The organism is Pseudomonas sp. B111 (assembly GCF_026428275.1).
Taxonomy (GTDB): Bacteria; Pseudomonadota; Gammaproteobacteria; order Pseudomonadales; family Pseudomonadaceae; genus Pseudomonas; species Pseudomonas aeruginosa.
This window is the reverse complement of record NZ_CP097857.1, coordinates 546,404-565,045: the sequence shown is the minus strand read 5'-3', so window position 1 is coordinate 565,045 and position 18,642 is coordinate 546,404. Positions and strand designations below refer to the sequence as shown.

14 protein-coding genes are annotated in these 18,642 nt (G+C 67.3%); 6 read left to right on the top strand and 8 right to left on the bottom strand.

Annotation, left to right across the window (positions count from 1 at the left end; translation table 11 throughout):
- Positions 1-4 precede the first annotated feature (4 nt).
- Entirely contained in the window at positions 5-3,901 is a 3,897-nt protein-coding gene (gene purL / locus M6E97_RS02630) for a phosphoribosylformylglycinamidine synthase (RefSeq protein ID WP_003137917.1), read from the bottom strand.
- Between the two features lie 286 nt (positions 3,902-4,187).
- On the opposite strand from purL, the gene mltF reads away from it, so the two are divergent.
- Complete coding sequence (gene mltF / locus M6E97_RS02625) at positions 4,188-5,660, top strand: membrane-bound lytic murein transglycosylase MltF (protein WP_003104806.1); 1,473 nt, start codon at positions 4,188-4,190, stop codon at positions 5,658-5,660.
- Positions 5,661-5,673: 13 nt separating this feature from the next.
- Here mltF and M6E97_RS02620 read toward each other — a convergent pair whose 3' ends face one another.
- Together M6E97_RS02620 and M6E97_RS02615 are read right to left on the bottom strand one after the other, a co-directional pair.
- A complete protein-coding gene (locus M6E97_RS02620) occupies positions 5,674-6,258 on the bottom strand; it encodes a DUF2239 family protein (RefSeq protein WP_033939609.1) in 585 nt (194 codons plus the stop codon).
- 125 nt (positions 6,259-6,383) lie between these two features.
- A complete protein-coding gene (locus tag M6E97_RS02615) occupies positions 6,384-7,640 on the bottom strand; it encodes an amino acid permease (protein ID WP_003092694.1) in 1,257 nt (418 codons plus the stop codon).
- 62 nt (positions 7,641-7,702) lie between these two features.
- Here M6E97_RS02615 and M6E97_RS02610 point away from each other — a divergent pair, with 62 nt between their 5' ends.
- Complete coding sequence (locus M6E97_RS02610) at positions 7,703-7,942, top strand: hypothetical protein (protein WP_152959661.1); 240 nt, start codon at positions 7,703-7,705, stop codon at positions 7,940-7,942.
- An 86-nt stretch (positions 7,943-8,028) separates the two neighbouring features.
- On the opposite strand, the gene tadA is transcribed toward M6E97_RS02610, so the two are convergent.
- From tadA to guaB, 4 genes are all read right to left on the bottom strand, one after another.
- On the bottom strand, positions 8,029-8,577 hold the full coding sequence (gene tadA, locus M6E97_RS02605) for a tRNA adenosine(34) deaminase TadA (RefSeq protein WP_003129811.1): 549 nt from the start codon (positions 8,575-8,577) through the stop codon (positions 8,029-8,031).
- Positions 8,568-9,959 carry a multicopper oxidase family protein gene (locus tag M6E97_RS02600; protein WP_003137910.1) on the bottom strand — a complete coding sequence of 464 codons (1,392 nt, stop codon included), beginning with the start codon at positions 9,957-9,959 and terminating at the stop codon, positions 8,568-8,570. Before M6E97_RS02600 ends, tadA begins: the two co-directional genes overlap by 10 nt.
- Positions 9,960-10,121: 162 nt before the next feature.
- Positions 10,122-11,699 carry a glutamine-hydrolyzing GMP synthase gene (guaA, locus tag M6E97_RS02595; protein ID WP_003105901.1) on the bottom strand — a complete coding sequence of 526 codons (1,578 nt, stop codon included), beginning with the start codon at positions 11,697-11,699 and terminating at the stop codon, positions 10,122-10,124.
- A gap of 79 nt (positions 11,700-11,778) precedes the next feature.
- Positions 11,779-13,248, bottom strand: coding sequence for an IMP dehydrogenase (guaB, locus tag M6E97_RS02590; RefSeq protein WP_003092702.1), 1,470 nt, complete (start codon positions 13,246-13,248; stop codon positions 11,779-11,781).
- A gap of 263 nt (positions 13,249-13,511) precedes the next feature.
- Between guaB and M6E97_RS02585 the strand changes: the two genes are divergently transcribed.
- The 4 genes from M6E97_RS02585 to M6E97_RS02570 all read left to right on the top strand — a co-directional run bounded on the left by M6E97_RS02585 (position 13,512) and on the right by M6E97_RS02570 (position 17,862).
- On the top strand, positions 13,512-14,489 hold the full coding sequence (locus M6E97_RS02585; protein ID WP_033939612.1) for a helix-turn-helix transcriptional regulator: 978 nt from the start codon (positions 13,512-13,514) through the stop codon (positions 14,487-14,489).
- 134 nt (positions 14,490-14,623) lie between these two features.
- Positions 14,624-15,520 carry a transporter gene (locus tag M6E97_RS02580; protein WP_023874986.1) on the top strand — a complete coding sequence of 299 codons (897 nt, stop codon included), beginning with the start codon at positions 14,624-14,626 and terminating at the stop codon, positions 15,518-15,520.
- 12 nt (positions 15,521-15,532) lie between these two features.
- Complete coding sequence (locus M6E97_RS02575; RefSeq protein WP_009313476.1) at positions 15,533-16,690, top strand: MFS transporter; 1,158 nt, start codon at positions 15,533-15,535, stop codon at positions 16,688-16,690.
- A 29-nt stretch (positions 16,691-16,719) separates the two neighbouring features.
- Positions 16,720-17,862, top strand: coding sequence for a class II histone deacetylase (locus tag M6E97_RS02570; protein WP_009313474.1), 1,143 nt, complete (start codon positions 16,720-16,722; stop codon positions 17,860-17,862).
- Here the strand turns inward: M6E97_RS02570 and M6E97_RS02565 are convergent.
- Positions 17,847-18,629 (bottom strand): sulfite exporter TauE/SafE family protein, encoded by a 783-nt coding sequence (locus M6E97_RS02565; protein WP_003118316.1) that lies wholly within the window; start codon positions 18,627-18,629, stop codon positions 17,847-17,849. The two genes, M6E97_RS02570 and M6E97_RS02565, sit on opposite strands and share 16 nt — an antisense overlap.
- Positions 18,630-18,642: the final 13 nt, after the last annotated feature.

The window sequence follows — 18,642 nt, the reverse complement described above, 5'->3', positions numbered from 1 at the left end:
CGGATCAGTCCACCCAGACCCGGGCGTTGCGGAACATGCGCAGCCAGCCGCCGTCTTCCTGCCAGTCGTCCGGACGCCAGGAATTCTGCACGGCGCGGAACACCCGCTCGGGGTGCGGCATCATGATGGTGACCCGGCCGTCGCGGCTGCTCAGCCCGGTGATGCCGCGCGGCGACCCGTTGGGGTTGGCCGGGTAGGCTTCGGTGACCTTGCCGTGGTTGTCGACGAAACGCAGCGACACGCAGCCGGAAAGGTCGGCCTCGAGCAACGCTTCCTCCGACTCGAACTCCGCATGGCCTTCGCCATGGGCGATGGCGATCGGCAGGCGCGAACCGGCCATGCCCTGCAGGAAGATCGACGACGACTCCTGCACCTGGACCATCGCCACCCGCGCCTCGAACTGCTCGGAACGGTTGCGCACGAAGTGCGGCCAGAACTCGGTGCCGGGAATCAGCTCGTGCAGGTTGGACATCATCTGGCAGCCGTTGCAGACGCCGAGGGCGAAGCTGTCCTTGCGCGCGAAGAAGGCCTGGAAGCCGTCGCGGGCGCGGGCGTTGAAGAGGATCGACTTGGCCCAGCCCTCGCCGGCGCCGAGCACGTCGCCGTAGGAGAAGCCACCGCAGGCCACCAGGCCCTTGAAGGCGTCCAGGTCGACCCGCCCGGCGAGGATGTCGCTCATGTGCACGTCGATCGCGGCGAAGCCAGCGCGGTCGAACGCCGCGGCCATCTCCACCTGGCCGTTGACGCCCTGCTCGCGGAGGATCGCCACTTTCGGCCGCACGCCCTTCTTGATGTAGGGCGCGGCGATGTCGTCGTTGACGTCGTAGCTGAGCTTGATCGACAGCCCGGGGTTGTCTTCGTCCAGCAACGCGTCGAACTCCTGCTCGGCGCAGTCGGCGTTGTCGCGCAGACGCTGGATCTGGTAGCTGGTCTCGCTCCAGATGCGTTGCAGGATGCGGCGCTGGGCGCTGTAGACGGTCTCGCCGTTGTAGTTCAGGTTGATCTCGTAGCCGTTGACCGGCTGGCCGATCACCGCCACGCAGTCGTCGAGACCGGCGGCGCTGAACTGCGCGAGGACTTCCGGAGTGGCGCCCTCGCGAACCTGGATCACCGCGCCCAGTTCCTCGCTGAACAACACGGCCGCCAGCTCTTCGCGGCTATCGGCCAGGGCATCGAGGTTCAGCTCGACGCCGCAGTGACCGGCGAAGGCCATCTCCAGCACGCTGGTGATCAGGCCGCCGTCGGAACGGTCGTGGTAGGCGAGGATATGGCCGTCGGCATTGAGCCCCTGGATCACCGCGAAGAAGGCTTTCAGGTCCTCGGCGTCGTCGACGTCCGGCACGGCGCGGCCGAGCTTGCCGTGGACCTGGGCCAGGATCGAGCCGCCGAGACGGTTCTTGCCGCGGCCGAGATCGATCAGGATCAGGTCGGTCTCGCCCTTGTCCAGGCGCAGTTGCGGGGTCAGGCTCTGGCGCACGTCGGCGACCGGAGCGAAGCCGGTGACGATCAGCGAGACCGGAGAAGTGACGCTCTTGTCCTCGCCATTGTCCTGCCAGCGGGTCTTCATGGACATCGAGTCCTTGCCCACCGGGATGGTGATGCCCAGTTCCGGACACAGTTCCATGCCCACGGCCTTGACCGTGTCATACAGGCGCGCGTCCTCGCCGGGGTGGCCGGCGGCGGCCATCCAATTGGCGGAAAGCTTGATGTCGGATAGCTTGCCGATACGCGCGGCAGCCAGGTTGGTGACCGTCTCGCCGATGGCCATGCGTCCGGAAGCCGGGGCGTCCAGCAGCGCCAGCGGGGTGCGCTCGCCCATCGCCATGGCCTCGCCGGTGTAGACGTCGAAGCTGGTGGCGGTGACGGCGCAGTCGGCCACCGGCACCTGCCAGGGCCCGACCATCTGGTCGCGGGCCACCAGCCCGGTGATGGTGCGGTCGCCGATGGTGATCAGGAAGCTCTTGCTGGCCACGGCGGGATGGCGCAGGACGCGCTCGACGCTTTCCTGCAGCTCCAGCCCGGCGGCGTCGAAATCGTCACCCAGCTCGGCCTCGCGGGTGACCGCGCGGTGCATGCGCGGCGCCTTGCCGAGCAGGACTTCCAGCGGCATGTCCACCGGCTTGTTGTCGAAATGGCTGTCGGCGACGGTCAGCTGGCGCTGCTCGATGGCCTCGCCGACCACCGCGAACGGGCAGCGCTCGCGCTCGCAGATGGCCTTGAAGGTCTCGAAGTCGGCGGCGTCCACCGACAGCACGTAGCGCTCCTGCGACTCGTTGCACCAGATTTCCAGCGGGCTCATGCCCGGCTCGTCGTTGGGCACCGCGCGCAGCTCGAAGCGACCGCCGCGGCCGCCGTCGTTGATCAGTTCCGGCAGGGCGTTGGACAGGCCGCCGGCACCGACGTCATGGATGAAGCTGATCGGGTTGCGCTCGCCGAGCTGCCAGCAGCGGTCGATCACTTCCTGGCAACGCCGCTCCATTTCCGGGTTGTCGCGCTGCACCGAGGCGAAGTCGAGGTCGGCGGAGCTGGCGCCGGTGGCCATCGAAGAGGCGGCGCCGCCGCCCAGGCCGATCAGCATGGCCGGGCCGCCAAGGACGATGAGCTTGGCGCCGACGCTGATCTCGCCCTTCTGCACGTGTTCGTCGCGAATGTTACCCATGCCGCCGGCGAGCATGATCGGCTTGTGGTAGCCGCGCACTTCCTCGCCGTGAGGGGTAGCGATCTTCTGCTCGAAAGTACGGAAGTAGCCGGTCAGCGCCGGACGGCCGAACTCGTTGTTGAACGCGGCGCCGCCCAGCGGGCCCTCGACCATGATGTCCAGCGCGGTGACGATGCGCTCGGGCTTGCCGTAGGGCACTTCCCAGGGCTGCTCGAAACCGGGGATCTGCAGGTTGGACACGGTGAAGCCGGTCAGGCCGGCCTTCGGCTTGGCGCCGCGGCCGGTGGCGCCCTCGTCGCGGATCTCGCCGCCGGAACCGGTGGAGGCACCGGGGAACGGCGCGATGGCGGTCGGGTGGTTGTGGGTCTCCACCTTCATCAGGATCTGCACCGGCTCGCGGCTGGCGGCGTATTCGCGGGTCTGCGGATCGGGGAAGAAACGCCCGGCGACATGGCCGACGATGACCGCGGCGTTGTCCTTGTATGCGGACAGCACGCCTTCGCGGTTCATCTCGTAGGTGTTCTTGATCATGCCGAACAGGCTCTTGTCCTGGGCCTGCCCGTCGATGTCCCAACTGGCATTGAAGATCTTGTGCCGGCAATGCTCGGAGTTGGCCTGGGCGAACATCATCAGCTCGACGTCGTGCGGGTTGCGCCCCAGTTCGCCGAAGCTCTTCAGCAGGTAGTCGATCTCGTCCTCGGCCAGGGCCAGGCCCAGCTCGACGTTGGCCTTCTCCAGCGCGGCGCGACCGCCGCCAAGCACGTCGACGGCGGTGAGCGGGCGGGGCTGCGCATGGCTGAACAGCTCGGCGGCGCCTTCCAGGCGGTCCAGCACCAGTTGGGTCATGCGGTCATGCAGGCGGGCGGCGACCTGCTGGGCATCGCTCTCGGACAGTTCGCCCTGCACATAGTAGGCAATGCCGCGCTCCAGCCGGTCGATCTTCGCCAGGCCGCAGTTGCGGGCGATGTCGGAGGCCTTGCTCGACCACGGCGAGATGGTGCCGAAGCGCGGGACCACCAAGAACAGCCGGCCACTGGGCTCCTGCACCGGCACGCTCGGGCCGTATTTCAGCAGCCGCGCCAGCACCTGCTCCTCGTCGGCGGTGAGCGCGCCGGTGACGTCGGCGAAATGCGCGAACTCAGCGTACAGCCCGGTAACGGCAGGTACGTGCTGGGTCAGTTGCTCGAGCAGTTTGCCGTGGCGGAAAGCGGAAAGGGCGGGAGCGCCGCGCAGGATCAGCATTGTCGGAACAGCCTCTGGAGACGGGAAGGTGTGGGGGCCGGCCGGGCCGGCCCGCAGAGGCCGTGCATTCTACCGTAAAGCACCGTCCGGCGGCACCCGCGCCGATGGCTATCGCATAGCCCTCCATCGGATCCGCGGCGGCCCGCTTCGAAGCACTTCGAGAACGGCGCCGCAGCGCTCTGCGACGGGGCAAGCGAAACGGCGGACGAACGGTATCCCGGCGCTAGCAGAGAAGGTCCCGGCTGTCGAGATATGGCGCCGTCTCGCCTTTGCGTATACTGCGCCGATGTTTGCCCTGACCGCGTACCGCTTACGTTGCGCCGCCTGGCTGTTGGCGACCGGCATCTTTCTGCTGCTTGCGGGCTGTAGCGAGGCGAAAGCCCCTACCGCCCTGGAGCGCGTGCAGAAGGAGGGCGTACTGCGCGTGATCACCCGCAACAGCCCGGCCACCTACTTCCAGGACCGCAACGGCGAAACCGGCTTCGAATACGAACTGGCCAAGCGCTTCGCCGAGCGTCTCGGCGTCGAGCTGAAGATCGAGACCGCCGACAACCTCGACGACCTCTATGCCCAGCTTTCCCGCGAGGGCGGCCCGGCGCTCGCCGCGGCCGGCCTGACCCCGGGACGCGAAGACGACGCCAGCGTGCGCTACTCGCACACCTACCTCGACGTCACCCCGCAGATCATCTACCGCAACGGCCAGCAGCGCCCGACCCGCCCGGAAGACCTGGTCGGCAAGCGCATCATGGTGCTCAAGGGCAGCAGCCACGCGGAGCAGCTCGCCGAGCTGAAGAAGCAGTATCCCGAACTGAAGTACGAAGAATCCGATGCTGTCGAAGTGGTCGACCTGTTGCGCATGGTCGACGTCGGCGACATCGACCTGACCCTGGTCGACTCCAACGAACTGGCGATGAACCAGGTGTACTTCCCCAACGTCCGCGTCGCCTTCGATTTCGGCGAAGCCCGCGGGCTGGCCTGGGCCTTGCCGGGCGGCGACGACGACAGCCTGATGAACGAGGTCAACGCGTTCCTCGACCAGGCCAAGAAGGAAGGCCTGCTGCAACGCCTGAAGGACCGTTACTACGGGCATGTCGACGTACTCGGCTACGTCGGCGCCTACACCTTCGCCCAGCACCTGCAGCAACGCCTGCCGCGCTACGAAAGCCACTTCAAGCAGAGCGGCAAGCAGTTGGATACCGACTGGCGCCTGCTCGCCGCCATCGGCTACCAGGAATCGCTGTGGCAGCCCGGCGCCACCTCCAAGACCGGCGTGCGCGGCCTGATGATGCTGACCAACCGGACCGCCCAGGCGATGGGGGTGTCCAACCGGCTCGACCCGAAGCAGAGCATCCAGGGCGGCAGCAAGTATTTCGTGCAGATCCGCAGCGAACTGCCCGAGAGCATCAAGGAACCGGACCGCAGCTGGTTCGCCCTGGCCGCCTACAACATCGGCGGCGCGCACCTGGAAGACGCGCGCAAGATGGCCGAGAAGGAAGGCCTCAACCCGAACAAGTGGCTGGACGTGAAGAAGATGCTGCCGCGCCTGGCGCAGAAGCAGTGGTACGCCAAGACCCGCTACGGCTATGCGCGCGGCGGCGAGACCGTGCACTTCGTACAGAACGTGCGGCGCTACTACGACATCCTCACCTGGGTGACCCAGCCGCAGATGGAAGGCAGCCAGATCGCCGAGAGCGGGTTGCACCTGCCCGGCGTGAACAAGACGCGCCCGGAAGAAGACAGCGGCGACGAGAAACTCTAGCCGCCCCCTCCCCTCAGGATCCTCCGTCGCTTGCCAGCCAGGCGGCGTGCTCGCGCACATCGGTCGGCCAGCCGGCGATCCGCTCGGCGAAGCCCTCGCGATCCCCGGCGAACAGCGCCCGCGTCGCCTCCTCGAAGCCCGGCAGGTCGCCGGCCATCGCACTCATGAAATGGTAGGCGCGCTCCTGCGCCTGCCGCGCACGCCCGGACTGGCTGCGGCGCGCCTCCTCGACCAGCTTGCGCAGCGCCACCGAGGCGCCCCCGGGCTGCGCGGCGAGCCATTCCCAGTGGCGCGGCAACAAGGTCACCTCGCGCGCCACCACGCCCAGCTTCGGCCGCCCGCGCCCGCGCGGCGCGGCCTCCTCCGCCGGTTGCCGCTCGCCTGCGCCGACCAGGCGCGCCAGCAGGTCCTCGCTGGAACCGCGGATATCGAGATCGACGGAGCGCCCAGTGGCATTGTCGAACACCAGCAGCGGCCCGGCAGCACCGCCGGCGACCGCTTGCTTCAAGGCCAGCGCAACCTCCGGCAGCGCCGCCGTCAGCAGCCGGCGCGTGCCGTCGAAGCAGGTGAAGGACTGGATGTATGGATCATTGGCCATGACAGGCTCCCATGGATGGAACGCCCGAATAATACCCGGATATAAATAGAGCGACAATATTATCCGGATAAAATAAATCCCATGAAAAAGGCCGCCTAATGGCGGCCTCTTCCGGCAGCGATGACCTACCAGCCGGCCGGCAGCAGGTTCATGGCGCTGCAAATGGCGTAGGCGGCGCTGGCCAGGTAGATCGTCACGATCACCGCCTGGATCGCCGGATGGGCGATCCAGCCGCATTTCCAGGCCGGCTCGAAGTCGCCGTTCCTGCGCGCCGAGCGCAGCATCAGGATCGGCATGATCGAGAGAATCACCCCGCTGAAGGCCCCGGCGAAGTACAGCGCGTTGACGAAGCCGACCAGCCCGCTGTAGGCCAGGACGAACGGCGGCAGTGCGACGATCGCCAGCACCAGCAGGCGGGTCTTCGGCCGGTTCTCCGGACCGAGCTTGTGGAACTTGTCGAAGATGTTGGTCAGGAAGCTACCGCCCAGGCCCCAGTAGGACGTCAGCATGGCGCACAGGGCGAAGGTGTTGGCGGTGAAGAAGGCCCATTCGCCGAGCGCCTTGCCCCAGGCCAGGGTGGCGACTTCGGACTGGTTCTCCAGGCCGGTCAGGGCGATCACCGAGAGCGGCACGATGCTGAGCAGGACGAAGGTGGTCAGCATCCCGGTGATCACCGCCTTCGGCAGGCGCTCCGGGGCGTGGCTGAAACCACGGGCCATCTCCGGGACGATGTACTGGGCGGAGAAGCAGAACACCGCGATGTTGAATACCGGGACCATGTAGATCCAGTCGCCTTCGAGCAGGCGAGCGAACTCGGTATTGTCGTTGAGCAGGGTGGCCGCCACCAGGATCAGGATCATGCTGACCATGCCGATGCTGATGAACTTCTCGCCCTTGCCGATGGCGCTCAGTCCCAGGTACAGCACGCCGGCGGCCGGAATGAAGAACAGCACGCTGCCCAGGGCCGGGCTGATGCCGAAGAAGGCGCTGAGGATCTTGCCGCTGCCGCTCATATAGGCGATCAGTGCGCCGATGCTGTTGACCGCCACGGACAGGAAAATCGCCCAGGCGCCGAAGGAGCCGACATAGCGCTGGGCAAGGCCGCTCAACTGGTTGTGGGTGCGCGTGCGCAGGGCGGTTTCCGAGACGTAGAGCATGGAAATGGTGGTGAACAGGCCGGCCACCGCCAGCCAGAGCAGCAATGGCATGAAGCCGGCCTTGCGGCTGGCGTAGGCCATGGACAGCACGCCTGCGCCGATGTTGGTTCCGACGATCATCGCCACCGCCTCGAGGAACGTCAGGCGCTTGACCTCCAGTCCCGAGGAATCGACGGCTTCCGCCCCGGCGTGATCCTGATACTGCTGGACCCGGGTATCACTCATGACAACAACTCCCTGCATTTCGAATTGGCATTGTGCGGGAGGCGGCCAGGACCGCCGTACCGATGGCCTTCTTCGAGGACAATGCAGGGCCGGGAATCGCGGACGCCTCCGGACCGGCCGCGCTTTTCGGCTGCGCGGTCCGGCGGGGGTATCCGCAGGCGGGCTCGCTCTCACCTGAAGCCATTGCCTGCGGGCCGCTTGCTCAAGCGGCCGTGCAAAATATCACACAATTCGACGAAGGAAGCGCGCGGCGACTACGACTTTACGCCTATGCCGATCGTCCGAAATATCCGGATAAATAATTGATGCAGATGGCTTTTGAAGGAGAGGAAGGCGCCATGGCGTGCTTTAACGTTTCAGCCGGAGCGTTCGAAAAGAGAAACATCCGTCAGTCTTCGCGAGACTTCTTCGCCGCTTCGCGCCGCGCGCGGAAGAACGCCGAGAGCGCCTGGCTGCATTCTTCCGCCAGCACGCCGCCCTCGACCATGACCCTATGGTTGAGATGTTCCTGCTCGAAGAATCGCCCACGGCTTTCCACTGCGCCCGACTTGGGCTCGACCGTGCCGTACACCAGGCGCTGGATGCGGGCGTGCACCAGCAGTCCGGAACACATGCTGCAGGGTTCCAGGGTCACATACAGGGTGCTGCCTGGCAGCCGGTAGTTGCCCGCCTCCGCCGCTGCCATGCGGATCGCCAGCATTTCGGCGTGGGCACTGGGATCGTGGCTGCTGATCGGCCGGTTGAAGCCCCGCCCGATGATCTCGCCCTCGCGCACCAGGACCGCGCCCACCGGCACTTCGCCGAGGGCCGCGGCCTTTTCCGCCTCTGCCAGGGCCTCGCGCATGAAATGCGGGTCCCGGCTGCGATCGATGATCGGACGCACGCCTTTTACCGTCGGGTAGCCCTTGCCGTTGCTGATCAGCTTAGTCACCCGCACCAGGCCTCGCCGACCGCGATGGTCCCCATCAGGCCGGTCTCCATATGGTCGATGACGTGGCAGTGGAACATCCACAGGCCCGGATTGTCCGCCACCAGCGCGACGCGGGCGGTCTCGTTCTTGCCCAGCAGGTAGGTGTCGGTGAAGTACGGGATGATCTCCCGGCGATCCGAATCCAGCACCTTGAAGGCCATCCCATGCAGGTGGATCGGGTGCTGGTACTGCGCCATGTTGCGCAGCTCGAAGATGTAGCTCTGGCCTTCCTTGAGCTTGGCCAGCGGCGGCGCGTTGTGCTTGTGCTCCTCGCCGCCTTCCCAGGCCTTGCCGTTGATCTGCCAGAACGACGGATAGGGATTCTTGCCGCTGGTATCGGACATCGCCCCGACCCACTCGAAACGGAAACCGATCTTCTCGGCATTGGCCAGGTCCGGTTCGCTCACCGGATTCGCCGGCAACGGCTTCGGCCAGTCGCCGGCAGGAGCCTCGGCGCTGGCCACACTGCGGATCGTCGCCAGGCGTACCGGCCCGTCGCGCAGGGACAGCTCGGTGCCCGCTTCCGGCACCTTCAGCGCCAGCTCCAGGCGCATCCCGGGGCCGATCCAGTACTGCCCCTCGAATCCGCGCGGTTCCACCGGATGGCCATCGATGGCATAGATCCTCGCCTCGCCGTTGGGCAGGTTGAGACGGTAGGTGACGGTGTTGTCGACGTTCAGCAGGCGCACCCGGACGATCTGCCCGGCCGGCAGGTCGATGGTCGGCACATGCTTGCCGTTGATCGTCGAATAGCGCCCGCGGGTGCCTTCTCGCGCGGCCTGGCGCGGCACGCTGAAGGGGGTGAAGGCGCCCTGCTCGTCCACGTGCCAGGTCTTCAGGCAGAGAACCTTCTCGTGGCGGAACCCGGTGGGTTCGCGCTCCTCGATGATCAGCGGGCCGACCAGTCCGCGGCCGAGCTGCTCGCTGCTCATCAGGTGCGGGTGGTACCAGTAGCTGCCGGCGTCCTGGGTCTTGAACTGGTAGATGAAGCTCTCGCCCGGCTGCACCGGCGGCTGGGAAATGTACGGTACGCCGTCCATCTCGATCGGCAGGCGGATGCCGTGCCAGTGGATGGTGGTCGGTTCGTCCAGCCTGTTGGTGAAGCGCACCCGCAACCACTCGCCCTGCTTCGCCCGCAACTCCACGCCGGGGCACTGGCCGCCATAGGCCAGCGCCGGACTGCTGAAGCCCGGGACGATCTCCAGATCCAGCGGCGCGGCGATCAGTTCGTAGTCGTACTCCTGCGCCACCTGCGGACGCGCCAGCCAGAGGCGCGCGCCGCCGGCGCCGAGGCCGACCACCGCCAGCCCGGCGAGGCCGCCGAGCACTTGTCTACGGGTAAATGTCATGGAGCCTTCACCTTCGCGGGTACTGCGGCTGGGAAATGATAGATTTTCTCATTTCCCAGCCGCGAAGGCGAGCCATCGCTCCGTGCAACTGCCTCTTTGCTGATCCGGAGCAAACGAAAAGGGCAGCCGAAGCTGCCCTTTCCTCTCATCGGCGCGAGCCGATCATTCCCACTCGATAGTCGCCGGTGGCTTGCTCGACACGTCGTAGGTGACCCGGGAGATACCGGCGATCTCGTTGATGATGCGGTTCGAGACCTTCTCCAGCAGTTCATAGGGCAGGTGCGCCCAGCGTGCGGTCATGAAGTCGATGGTCTCCACCGCGCGCAGGGCGACGACCCAGGCGTAGCGACGGCCGTCGCCGACCACGCCGACCGATTTCACCGGCTGGAACACCACGAACGCCTGGCTGGTCTTGTGGTACCAGTCGAAGGCGCGCAGTTCCTCGATGAAGATGTGGTCGGCCTGGCGCAGCAGGTCGGCGTACTCCTTCTTCACCTCGCCGAGGATGCGCACGCCCAGGCCCGGGCCGGGGAACGGGTGGCGGTAGACCATGTCGTAGGGCAGGCCCAGCTCCAGGCCGATCTTGCGCACTTCGTCCTTGAACAGTTCGCGCAGCGGCTCGACCAGTTCGAACTGCATGTCCTCCGGCAGGCCGCCGACGTTGTGGTGCGACTTGATCACGTGGGCCTTGCCGGTCTTGGCGCCGGCCGACTCGATCACGTCGGGGTAGATGGTGCCCTGGGCGAGGAACTTCACGTCCTGCAGCTTGGTGGCTTCTTCGTCGAAGACTTCGATGAAGGTGCGGCCGATGATCTTGCGCTTCTCTTCCGGATCGGCGACGCCGGCCAGGCGGCCGAGGAACTTGTCCTCGGCGTTGGCGCGGATCACCTTCACGCCCATGTTCTCGGCGAACATGGCCATCACCTGGTCGCCTTCGTGCAGGCGCAGCAGGCCGTTGTCGACGAACACGCAGGTCAGTTGGTCGCCGATGGCCTTGTGCAGCAGCGCGGCGACCACCGAGGAGTCCACGCCGCCGGAGAGGCCGAGCAGGACCTTGGAGGAACCGACCTGGGCGCGCACGGTGGCGATGGCGTCGTCGACGATGTTCGACGGGGTCCACAGCGCGGCGCAACCACAGATGTCGAGGACGAAGCGCGAGAGAATGCGCAGGCCCTGCTTGGTGTGGGTGACTTCCGGGTGGAATTGCACGCCGTAGTAGGCGCGGGCATCGTCGGCCATGGCGGCGATCGGGCAGCTCGGGGTGCTGGCCAGGATGTGGAAGCCGGCCGGCATCTCGGTGACCTTGTCGCCGTGGCTCATCCACACGTCGAGGCCGAGCACGCCGTCGTCGTCCACGTGGTCCTCGATGCCGTCCAGCAGGCGCGCCTTGCCGACCACGTCGACGCGGGCGTAGCCGAACTCGCGCAGGTCGGAGCCCTGCACCTTGCCGCCCATCTGCTCGGCCATGGTCTGCATGCCGTAGCAGATGCCGAACAGCGGCACCTTCAGGTCGAACACCGCCTGCGGCGCGCGCGGGCTGTCGGCTTCGTGTACCGACTCGGGACCGCCGGCGAGGATGATGCCGCGCGGCGCGAAGGCGATGATCGCCTCGTTGCTCATGTCGAAGGGATGGATTTCGCAATACACGCCGATCTCGCGCACGCGGCGGGCGATCAGCTGGGTGTACTGGGAGCCGAAATCGAGGATCAGGATACGGTGGGCGTGAATGTCTTGGGACATGGCCATCTCTCGCTACGGAATTCGAAAACGACACGGGGCTGAATCGAACAGCCCCGTGCAGCACTCATTTCAATAGGCCTCAACCAACCCGGTAGTTGGGGGCTTCCTTGGTGATCTGGACGTCGTGGACATGGGACTCGGCCATGCCCGCGCCGGTGATCCGGACGAACTGCGGCTGCGTGCGCATCTGCTGGATGTCGGCGCTGCCGGTGTAGCCCATGGCGGCGCGCAGGCCGCCCATCAGCTGGTGGACGATGGCGGACAGGGCACCCTTGTACGGCACGCGACCCTCGATGCCTTCCGGCACCAGCTTCTCGGCGCCGGCGGAGGCGTCCTGGAAGTAGCGGTCGGACGAGCCCTGGGAGCCGGACATGGCGCCCAGCGAACCCATGCCGCGGTAGGACTTGTAGGAACGGCCCTGGAACAGCTCGATCTCGCCCGGCGCTTCCTCGGTACCGGCGAACATCGAGCCCATCATCACGCAGTAGGCGCCGGCGACCATGGCCTTGGCCAGGTCGCCGGAGAAGCGGATGCCGCCGTCGGCGATCAGCGGTACGCCGGTGCCCTCGAGGGCGGCGGCGACGTTGGCGATGGCGGAGATCTGCGGCACGCCGACACCGGCGACGATGCGGGTGGTGCAGATCGAGCCCGGGCCGATGCCGACCTTGACCGCGTCGGCGCCAGCCTCGGCGAGGGCCTTGGCGGCCTCGGCGGTGGCGATGTTGCCGCCGATCACCTGGACGTCCGGGAAGGTCTGCTTGACCCAGCGCACGCGCTCGATCACGCCCTTGGAGTGGCCGTGAGCGGTGTCCACCACCACCACGTCGACCCCGGCGGCGACCAGCGCGGCGACGCGCTCGCCGGTATCGGCGCCGGTGCCGACGGCGGCACCGACGCGCAGGCGGCCCTGCTCGTCCTTGGACGCCAGCGGGTAGGTCTTGGCCTTCTCGATGTCACGGAAGGTCACCAGGCCACGCAGGTAGAAGTTCTCGTCGACTACCAGCATCTTCTCGATGCGGTTCTCGTAGAGCTTGGCCTTCATCTCTTCCAGCGGGGTGCCTTCGCGGGCGGTGACCAGCTTGTCCTTCGGGGTCATGATCGCGGCGACGGTATCGCCGGCGTTCGGCTTCACCCGCAGGTCGCGACCGGTGACGATACCGACCAGCTCGCCCTGCTCCACCACCGGGAAGCCGGAGAAGCCGTACTCGCGGGCCATCTGCAGCAGTTCGATGATCTTGGTCGAGGGGGTCACGGTGACCGGGTCGCGGACGATGGCCGTTTCGTGCTTCTTGACCTTGCGGACTTCCGCGGCCTGCTGCTCGATGCCCATGTTCTTGTGGATGATGCCGATGCCGCCTTCCTGGGCCATGGCGATGGCCAGGCGGGCTTCGGTCACGGTATCCATCGCGGCGGATACCAGCGGGATGTTCAGTTCGATGCCGCGGGTCAGGCGAGTTTTCAAACTCACGTCCTTGGGCAGGACTTCGGAATAACCGGGGATCAGAAGGACGTCGTCGAAAGTCAGGGCTTCTTGACTGATTCGCAGCATGGCGGGCGCTCCCAGACGGGAAAAATGGAAGCGCGACATTATACCCAGCCACGCGCTTCCGCTCAACGCAGTTGATCGCCGAAAACGGCGAATGGGCAAATATCTTGCAAGGCGCCCGCCAGGCCCCGTTCCGCCTGTCCTATCCCGCATTTGCAGGATGGCAGCGCGGCGGCGGATGGCCGGATACTGCGTACGTCACCCAGCGACCGCCCAGGCGGCGGGACGCCGATTCCAAGAACTATAAAAGTGGGACGGGGGAGAGAATGAAAGGGAGCACTGACCCGCATTCGTCATCCGCAGCCTTGCTCGCGGCGTTCGGCGCCGCCGTGCTGGACATCAACCGGCTGGCGCGCGACAAGACCCTGGAGCGTTTCCATCGCACCGCGCTGGAACGTCTGCAGCAACTGGTGCCGTTCCAGCGTGCCTGGTGGGGCCGCGCGGCGCTGATCGACGGCGTGCCGGTGGAGCACAGCGCACACCTGTTCAACCTCGAAGAGCACTATGTCGAGGACTGGAAATCGATCAGCCACGACGACATCACCGTCGGCCTGGTACACGCCCGCCCGGGCACCGCCGTGGCCGTCGACATGCAGGCCACCGCCGGGCTGCGCTGGCTTGGCGCGCGTCACGACATCGGTGAGCTGCTCTGCGTGATCCACGTCGATCCGATCACCCGACTCAGCGACCATGTCGCCCTCTATCGCACGCCTGGCAGCCCGCCCTTCGCGGACCAGGAGAAGCTGCTCCTCGGGCAACTCTCGGCGCACCTGGCCGCGGCCGTCTCGGCCAACCAGATCCGTACCCTGGTGGCCCTGCGCGAATCCCTCGAACGCCAGGCTCTGGCCATGGCGGTATGCGACCGCTACGGCGTGCTGCATTGCGCCGAACGCGGCTTCGTCGACCTGCTGCTCGGCGCCTGGCCGGGCTGGACCGGTCCGCAGTTGCCGGAGGAAACCAGCCCGCAGGGCTATCGCGATGCGCGCCTGGTGATCGACTCGCGGCAGGTCGGCGACCTCTACCTGCTCACCGCGCGGCAACCGAGCGCGATCGAACAGTTGAGCAATCGCGAAGGCGACGTCGCCCTGCTGTTCAGCGAAGGCAAGACCTACAAGCAGATCGCCCGCGACCTCGGCCTGGCGCCGAACACCGTGCGCCATCACATACGCACCATCTATTCCAAGCTCGGCGTCAACGACAAGGCGAGCATCGCCCACCTGCTGCACCAGTTCCCGCCTGGCTGACAGCCCTCCACCCCTGCCATCACCGCTTCGACCGCCCCGCCAAGGGCGGCATGGGCGCCCTTTCGCCTGCGAAAAGGCGCAACCACCACCGGCGCGACGAACGCCGGGCACACAACGACCGGGGAGACCGTCACATGACCCACCGCACCGCCTCGATGGCCGTACCGACCGCCAGCGCCCTCGCGCTGCTCGGCATCCAGCTCCTGCTGGGCGCCGAGGCCGGCGCCGCCGACCTCAACGCCCGCGACTTCTTCGGCGCCCCGGCGGGCACCACGCTCGGCGTGCTCTACCTGCCGGCGACCCGCGCCCATGAGTTCCACGGGCCGGCCGATCGCAACGGCAAGGCCGAACTGAAGACCAACGCGGTGGCCTACCGCCAGGTGTTCTTCAGCGACATCTGCGGCACTCTCTGCACGCCGCAGTTCATCATTCCCTTCGTCGACATCGATGCGCGCCTGCCCGGCAGCGTCGGGCATACCGGCGAGACCGGTTTCGGCGATCCCCAGGTCGGCGGCACCCTGTTCTTCATCAACGACCCGGAACGGCGCCGCTACAGCGGCCTGCTGACCCTGATCACCCTGCCGCTGGGCGAGTACCACGCGAAGAACCCCGATGTCTCGCCCGGCGCCAACCGCTGGGGCGCCACCTTCGTCTACAACTACACCCAGGGCATCGGCCGCGACTGGGTGCTGGAAGCCAACCTGGAAGCGCAGTTCTACGCGAAGAACGACGACTACTTCGGCAGCGACCTGGAACAGAAACCGCTCTATCGCCTGCAGGCCTTCGCCTCCTACGACTTCAGCCAGAGCACCTACGGCGCCCTCAAGCTGGTGCACGCCGATGGCGGCGAACTGAAGCTGCAGGGCCATACCCTCGACGACACCCACCAGCGCTACACCCAACTCGGCTTCGAGCTAGGCCACTGGCTGGACCGGCGCAACAGCCTGATGTTCGGTCTCTCGCGCAACGTCGCCACCGACAATGCGTTCCATGGCAGCCAGGCCCTGTTGCGCCTGGTCCATGTGTTCTGAGGGGGCGCAGCCATGAACGCTTCCGACAAGACTCTCGCCAGCGCCTCTCCGGCGTCCGGCAACCTCGCGCTGCTCGCGGCCATCGTGGTGTTCGCCGCGATCACCCCGACCATCCTGATGACCGCCCCCGCCGTCGCCGCGCAACTGGCGGCCCAGTGGCAACTGAGCCCGGCGCGGGTCGGCGACCTGTTTTCGGTGGAGCTAGGCGCCATGAGCCTGGCGACGCTGCCGGCTTTCCATTGGCTGAAACGCGTCGATTGGCGCCACGCGGCGCTGCTCGCCGGCCTGCTGTTCATCGCCGCCAACCTGGCCTCGGCGCTGGCCGGCAGCTACCCGCTGCTGCTCGCCCTGCGTTTCTGCAGCGCCCTCGCCGGCGGCTCGCTGATGATCCTCTGCCTGTCCAGCGCCGCCAGCACCGCCACCCCGAGCCGGGTCTACGGGCTCTGGGTGATGGGCCAACTGGTGGTCGGCGCCGTCGGCCTGGCACTGCTGCCGGCGCTGTTCGAACGCTTCGGCCTGGCCGCCTGCTACCTGTTGCTGGCCGGCCTGATGGGCCTCGCCCTGCCGTTGTCGCGGGCCTTCCCCAGCGGCAGCCCGCCGGCGGAAGCCCGCGCCAGTACCGGCGCGGTTCACTCGCGACTGCGGGTCGGGCTGGGCATCCTCGCCGTGCTCACCTTCTATATCAGCCTCAGCGGCGTCTGGACCTTCATCGGCGCCATCGCCGAAGGCGCGGGGATCGGTGCCGGCGCCAGCGGCGAGGTACTCGCCGTCGCCACCCTGATGGGCATCGCCGGGGCGGCCTGCGCCTCCTTCATCGGCAACCGCCTGCCGCGCGACCTGATGCTGCTCGGCGGCTACCTGGCGATGGCCGCGGCGATCCTCCTGCTGATCGGCCAGCCGCCGCTGGCGCGCTTCGCCCTGGCCACGCTGCTGTTCAAGTTCACCTGGACCTTCGCCCTGCCGTTCATCCTCGCCTGCCTCGCCGACCTGGACCGCTCCGGCCGCCTGATGAACGCCTCCAACCTGGTCATCGGCGGCGGGCTGGCCATCGGCCCGGCGCTGGCCGGACGACTCATCGAAAGCAGCGGCGGTTTCCTCCCGCTGCTGCCGATCGCCGCCGGCCTGGCCGGCCTCTCGCTGCTACTGGCCCTGGCCTGCCGGCCACGCTGAAACCCTTTCCCGAACCACGGATACCCGCCATGACCCGACGTACCGCTTTCTTCTTCGACGAACTCTGCCTCTGGCACGCCGCCGGCCCGCACGCGCTGACCCTGCCGGTCGGCGGCTGGGTGCAACCGCCTGCCGCCGCCGGACACGCCGAATCACCGGAAACCAAGCGCCGGCTGAAAAGCCTGCTCGACGTGTCCGGCCTGACCGCCCACCTGCAACTGCGCAGCGCACCGCCGGCGAGCGACGAGGACCTGCTGCGCGTGCATCCGGCGCACTATCTGGAACGCTTCAAGGCGTTGAGCGACGCCGGCGGCGGCAGCCTCGGCCAGGACGCGCCGATCGGCCCGGGCAGCTACGAGATCGCCCGGCTCTCCGCCGGCCTGGCCATCGCCGCGCTGGACGCGGTGCTCGCCGGCGAGGCGGACAACGCCTACTCGCTGTCGCGGCCGCCAGGTCATCACTGCCTGCCGGACCAGGCGATGGGCTTCTGTTTCTTCGCCAACATCGCCGTGGCCATCGAGGCGGCCAAGGCGCGCCACGGCGTCGAGCGGGTCGCGGTGCTGGACTGGGACGTGCACCACGGTAACGGCACCCAGGCGATCTACTACCGGCGCGACGACGTGTTGAGCATTTCCCTGCATCAGGACGGCTGCTTCCCGCCTGGCTACAGCGGCGCCGAAGACATCGGCGAGGATCGCGGTCGTGGCTTCAACCTCAACGTGCCGCTGCTTCCCGGCGGCGGTCACGACGCCTACATGCAGGCCATGCAACGCATCGTGTTGCCGGCGCTGGAGCGCTTCCGCCCGCAATTGATCGTGGTCGCCAGTGGCTTCGACGCCAACGCGGTGGACCCGCTGGCACGCATGCAACTGCATAGCGACAGCTTCCGGGCGATGACCGCGATGGTTCGCGACGCGGCCGAGCGGCATGCCGGCGGACGCCTGGTGGTGGTCCACGAAGGCGGCTACTCGGAAGCCTACGTGCCGTTCTGCGGCTTGGCTGTGATCGAAGAACTCAGCGGCGTGCGCAGCGCGGTGCGCGACCCGCTGCGCGACTTCATCGAGTTGCAGCAGCCCAACGCGGCGTTCCGCGACTTCCAGCGCCAGCGCCTCGAAGAGCTGGCCGCACAGTTCGGCCTGTGCCCGGCGCAGCCGCTTCAAGCGGCCAGGTAGCGCCCGACCAGCGCCAGGCCGCTGCACAGCACCAGCCAGGTGACCAGGCGGACGAAGGCTTCACGCGACAGACGCAGGGTCACCCGACGGCCGATCCACAGGCCCAGCGCCATGCCCGGCAGCAGGCAGGCGGCGAGCAGCCAGGGCTCGCGCGCGGCATACAGCCCGGCGAGCAGGAACAGCCCCAGGCGGACGAAGGTGCTACAACCGATCAGCGCGCTCTGGGTGGCGCGCATCTGCTCCTTGCTCGCCAGGCGTCCGTTCAGGTACAGCGAATAAAGGAAGCCGCCGCTGCCGAACAACGCGCCGAACAGCCCGCCGAAGACACCGAAGGGCAACGCCCAGGTCGCCCGCCAGCGCGGCTGGCCGCGTGGCTGGAGGAACAGCGCGTAGAGCGCATAGAAACTGACGAACACGCCGAGGGCCAGCATCAGCAGCTCCGCGCGTAGCGCCAGAAGTCCGTACGCCCCGAGCGCACAGCCCAGCAACATGCAGGGCAGCAGACGCTTGAGCTCAGTGACGGCGATCTGCCGCCGCGCCGGCAGCCAGTTGCCGAACGACGCGCTGAAATCCAGCAGGACCAGCAGCGGAATGATCTGCGACAGCGGCAGCACCCCGGCCAGCAACGGGCCGGCGACCAGCGCGGTGCCGAAGCCGGCGATGCCGAACACCACATAGGCGAGGACGATGGCCAGTTCAACCAGCAGCCATTGCCATAGGCTGAACGGCAGGGCGGCGAACAGGACTGACGGATCGAGCGAGGACATGGCGACTCCCGGA